Source organism: Candidatus Poribacteria bacterium (assembly GCA_021295755.1).
Lineage (GTDB): Bacteria > Poribacteria > WGA-4E > WGA-4E > PCPOR2b > PCPOR2b.
Map to the genome: position 1 here is coordinate 1 of JAGWBT010000076.1, position 5117 is coordinate 5117.

Sequence of the window (5117 nt, forward strand, 5' to 3'; positions counted from 1 at the left end):
AGCGATCTACTGGGATGGCAGAAACAATCTCGGTGAGACTGTGGCAAGTGGTGTGTATTTTTACACCCTGACCGCTGGGGATTATTCCGCCACCCGCAAGATGCTCATCCTAAAGTAATAGGTACACGCCGTGTGCCGTAACCTCTTATCGGGGCACCGTGTACCTACTACATAGCCGCTTAAGTTACTTTATAACTAGCAAGTTAGTGTACAGATCTACTAACTTGCTGGCAGATTTCCTAATCTGCCAATCGTCGCGTAGAATGGAAACCCGACCTATGAACTACCTAGGGCGTGTTGCCATTTGAAAATTGAGCCAATTTTGATGACCTTCGGACGCATTACCCCAGTGATTTAAGACAAATGGAACGGAGCTCTCCGTTCCCTACGAAATATAGGCGCTTCTATGTACCAGTGGGAACCATCGTAGCGAACAACGATCGTTGTTCACTACAACCGCTGTAAAATGTCAACAGAGCCTAACAATTTAGGTAATTATACCAATTCCGTGGATTAACGATGAAATCTCTATTTGGGATACTTTTAAGATTTGTCAAAGTCAACAAACTTAATTAGCGGGTCAAATTAATGAAAAAAGAGCTGCTGCACTTCGTCCTGTCTGCGATAATAGTTTATCTCACCGTCGGCACACTCAATCCTGCCGTTGCCGCTACCCAGCCAGCCGGGGGAAACGGGACACATTTTTGCGGTGTTATTGATTATCCGTCTCAATTTCATCGGGATTCAAAGCAACCGGACAAACGATATGCGGGCCAATACCCCGACCGTCGCTATGCCCAATCCTTTGCAGCAAACTTGAACGTCGGCGAACCGCGCACAGTCCGGATGATTTACTTTCTTCCCAACGACCGGCCTTATCGTCCAGACGTCGTTCAGAAGATGAAAGATGAGATTCGCACCGTTCAGAACTTCTATGCCGAGCAGATGGAAGCACACGGCTACGGGAGGCTCACCTTTCGTATTGAAACTGACTCCCAAGGCGAGCCGATGGTACATCGGGTGGACGGGGGACATCCCGATAGCCACTACCTTGATAATACACTTAATACTGTGCTCAGCGAGAGAAACCTAGCGTTTAATCTTGGGGCAAACGTTTACCTTATCGTCATCGACAATAGTATCAATGCGATTGGTCTTGGTGACGGTCAGATTGCAGGAGGTGTCGGAAGCAGGTGGGGAAAAAATAGCGGATTTGCGTTAGTCCCGGGCGGATTTAGCTTCGGAGCGGCGGCACATGAACTGGGACACACCTTCGGGCTGCAGCACGATTTCCACGATGGTGCGTATATAATGTCGTATGGTCCAGGGTGGGATCGGTTATCCGCGTGCCATGCTGAGTATTTGTCCGTGCATCCCTACTTCAATCTCAATACCCCAACTGAAGAGGGGGAGCGACCTACCATCGAACTTGCCTCGCCACTCCTCTATCCGGCAGGTGCACAGAGTGTCCCGGTTCGACTCAAGGTCAACGATTCAGAGGGGCTTCACCAGTTGATTCTATTCGTTACCACAATAGAACCACACGGTGCTGCCGGATCTTATGAAGTGAAGGCGTGTCGGGGATTGGGAGGCGACAGGGATACCACCGTTCTATTCGATTATGACGGTGTTATTCCGTCTAATGGCTTTACGAATCTTTCTGACCCTGTTATACATCCGATTTCTGTCCATACCGTTGATAAGGCTGGGGATGTAGGCTATGCCTCGTTTGGGCTTGTGGAAATTTCGCCACACTATATCACCACTTTTGACACTCACACGGAGGAACTCCGTGTTGTGGTATTTTCACCGGTTGATACGACCCTTCTCGCTACCGGGGCGCGGGATGGTACAGTCAAACTATGGGACGTGATGACGCAACGAAATATCGCTACCCTAAGGTCTGAGGAGGCTCCCGTAAGGTCTGAGAGGGTTTCCGTGGTGTTTTCGTCCGATGGAGTGACTCTCGCTACCGGGTCGTGGGATGATACAGTCAAGTTGTGGGATGTGGTGACACAACAAAATATCGCTACCCTTGAGGGACATAGATCTGGGGTCAGTTCTGTGGCATTTTCAAGCGATGGGAGTACCCTCGCTTCCGGGTCTTTGGATGGGACGGTTAAGTTGTGGGACGTAGAGACAGAACAAGATATCGCGACTTTTAGACATACGGAGGAGGTCACTTCTGTGTCGTTTTCAAGTGATGGGGCAATCCTCGCTTCCGGGTCGGGGGATAGAACCGTCAAGCTGTGGGACGTGGCGACACGACGAAATATCGCCACTTTTGAGAATCACACGGCTGGGATCAATGCTGTGGTATTTTCACCGGTTGATGCGACTCTCCTCGCTACCGGGTCGTTGGATGGTACAGTCAAGCTATGGGATGTGGAGATGCAACAGGATATCGCTACCCTTGAGGGGCATAGATCTGGGGTCAGTTCTATGGCATTTTCAAGCGATGGGAGTACCCTCGCTACCGGGTCGTGGGACGAGACGATCAAGTTATGGGCCATCTCGACGCAAGTTAATTTCGCCACTCTGGGGTCTGGATATTCGGTGATTTCTGTGTCATTTTCAAGCGATGACACAATCCTTGCCTCCGGGAGAGAAGGGAACATGGTCGACCTGTGGGATATGTCTGGGTTAATGGGAGCTCGTCTTGAGGTGACAGGTGAAATTGACATCCCTGACCCCAACCTCCGTGCTGCGATTGCAGAAGCGATCGGGCTGCCACCAAATACCCCCATTGGCCGGGAACACCTAGCAAATTTGACCTACCTTGAAGCAAGAAACGCGAACATAAGCGATTTGACCGGGCTTGAAGGTGCAACCAACCTGAGAACACTGGATCTTAGTGAGGAGTATGTGGAGGCAGAGAATCGTTTGATTAACAGTAACTCAGTGTCGGATTTCTCGCCTTTAACGGGTTTAACCGAACTAAGGTCGCTGCATCTTGATGACAACAACATCTCAGACATCTCGACGTTTGCAGGCTTAACCAGTTTGACAGCTTTATCTCTTAGCAACAACAACGTATCGAACATCTCGGCGTTGTTGGGCTTAACTAGCTTGAAATACCTGTATCTTGAGGACAATAGCATCTCAGACATCTCGACGTTTGCAGGCTTAACCAGTTTGACATACCTGGTTCTTGATGACAACTCGATTTCGGACATCTCAGCAGTGGCAGGTTTAACCAATTTGACAGCTTTATCTCTTAACAACAACAACGTATCGGACATCTCGGCGTTGTCGGGCTTAACTAGTTTGACATACCTGTATCTTGATAGCAACTCGATTTCGGATCTCTCACCCTTAGCAGCAAATACAGGATTGGGGAGTGGATACGAGGTTTATGTTACCCGAAACCCCCTGAGTTATCTATCCATCCATAAGCACCTCCCAACGCTCCAAATCAGAGGGGTTTCAGTATTTTTTGACAACCGAGCGCATCCTGCCCTGTTGAAAATCTCAGGCGATAACCAGAAAGGGGCACCCTCCACACCGTTGCCGCAGCCATTTATTGTTGAAGCACTGGATGAGAACGGTTCTGTGCTCGTAGGGATTTCAGTGGGGTTTGCCGTCACCGTGGGTGGTGGTACGCTCAGTGTAACAAGCACAACAACTGATGCCCATGGCAGGGCGGAGAGCACGCTCACGTTGGGACCGAATCTGGGAACAAACACCGTCGAGGTGTCTGCCACCGGCATTCAGGGGCTAGTCATCTTGAACGCTGTCTCCGATACTGAATCTCCACCGATTACAGCGGATGTCAACAGCGACGGTGTTGTGAACCTCCTGGACCTAATCTTTGTTGGTTACATCTTAGAGAATGAGGTTTCCGACCTGACGGCGGATGTCAATGGGGATGGGGTTGTCAGTATTCAGGATTTGGTCTTGGTGGCGGGCATGTTTGGGTATACGGCAGCCGCACCATTAGCATCTTCACAAGTACCTGAGACACTCACGGCGGTAGAGGTTCAGGGTTGGCTAACCGACGCGAGCTCACTTGAGGCTAAGGAGCCCATCATGAAACGCGGATTTCTGATACTTAAACAACTCTTGGTATCCCTGACCCCAACGGAGACAGAACTGTTAGCAAACTACCCAAATCCGTTCAACCCAGAGACATGGATACCGTATCAGTTGGCGGAGGATGCTTTCGTGACATTGACCATCTATGACAGTAGCGGTCAGATTGTCCGCACGCTTGATGTTGGACATCAGATTGCGGCAGTCTACGAAAATCGCTCGAAGGCAATCTACTGGGATGGCAGAGCGAGCGGCGTGTACTTCTATCACCTGTCCGCAGGCGACTATTCCGCCACACGGAAGATGGTAATTCTCAAGTAAGAACGTGGATTCACCTCCACATATCACTCCGCCCCGGTGTTGCAATCGGTGCTAGTGCTGGGTTCGTAGGGAACAACGATCGTTGTTCCCTACCCGGAACAATACAACGAAATCGGGAGATTCAGAGCAAGTCGTGATTGACGCAGCTGCATTGTCGTGCTATGCTTCTATATCAAATCTAAAATCGGGAGGTGTTCACAATGTTTGATCTAAAATCAAAAGCACGTGAGGTCATCGAGCACGGCTATTGTGTGCTTGAATCGGTCTACGATGATCGTGAACGCGACCAGATGCACGCTATTTTCAAGCAACTGTGTGACGACAAGAACGGCTTTTCGTCCGAGCAGCCCAAAATCAGCTTTCACCCGCTCTTGGAGTGGGGACCGAAGATGGCACCTTTCTTCGCAAAGCCGGTTGTCGTAGACGCTATGGCGGAGGTTTTTCAGGATGATGTTCGTCTTGCACACAGTGGTGCCGCTGTTTTTAACAACGCGCTCGTCGAGGAAACCCTCACACACTGGCATGTCCACTACGCATGGGAGATGGGAGAATCCGGAGCGGGTGCTCTGTAATATCTATGTGGACGGATCCGGTTCCCACATTGGTCCCCTAATTGTTCTACCACGTGGTCTCAATGATTCGGTTGAAGCAAAAGGCGATGTTGGGGAAAAATGGGATGGGCAGGTGGAGGTCGTGGTTCCACCGGGATCAGCGGTCATCTTTGACACCGCCGTATGGCATTGCTCCAAGCGCGGTAGCTCTTC

At 50.2% G+C, this 5117-nt stretch carries 3 protein-coding genes; all 3 read left to right on the top strand.

Features of this window, described 5'->3' with window-relative positions; genetic code table 11:
- Positions 1 to 588 precede the first annotated feature (588 nt).
- Positions 589 to 4353 (top strand): leucine-rich repeat domain-containing protein, encoded by a 3765-nt coding sequence (locus tag J4G02_12355; GenBank protein MCE2395370.1) that lies wholly within the window; start codon positions 589 to 591, stop codon positions 4351 to 4353.
- A 200-nt stretch (positions 4354 to 4553) separates the two neighbouring features.
- A complete protein-coding gene (locus tag J4G02_12360; GenBank protein MCE2395371.1) occupies positions 4554 to 4925 on the top strand; it encodes a hypothetical protein in 372 nt (123 codons plus the stop codon).
- Positions 4915 to 5117 (top strand): hypothetical protein (locus J4G02_12365; GenBank protein MCE2395372.1); only part of this gene is annotated, 203 nt, incomplete at its 3' end. The genes J4G02_12360 and J4G02_12365, both read left to right, overlap by 11 nt.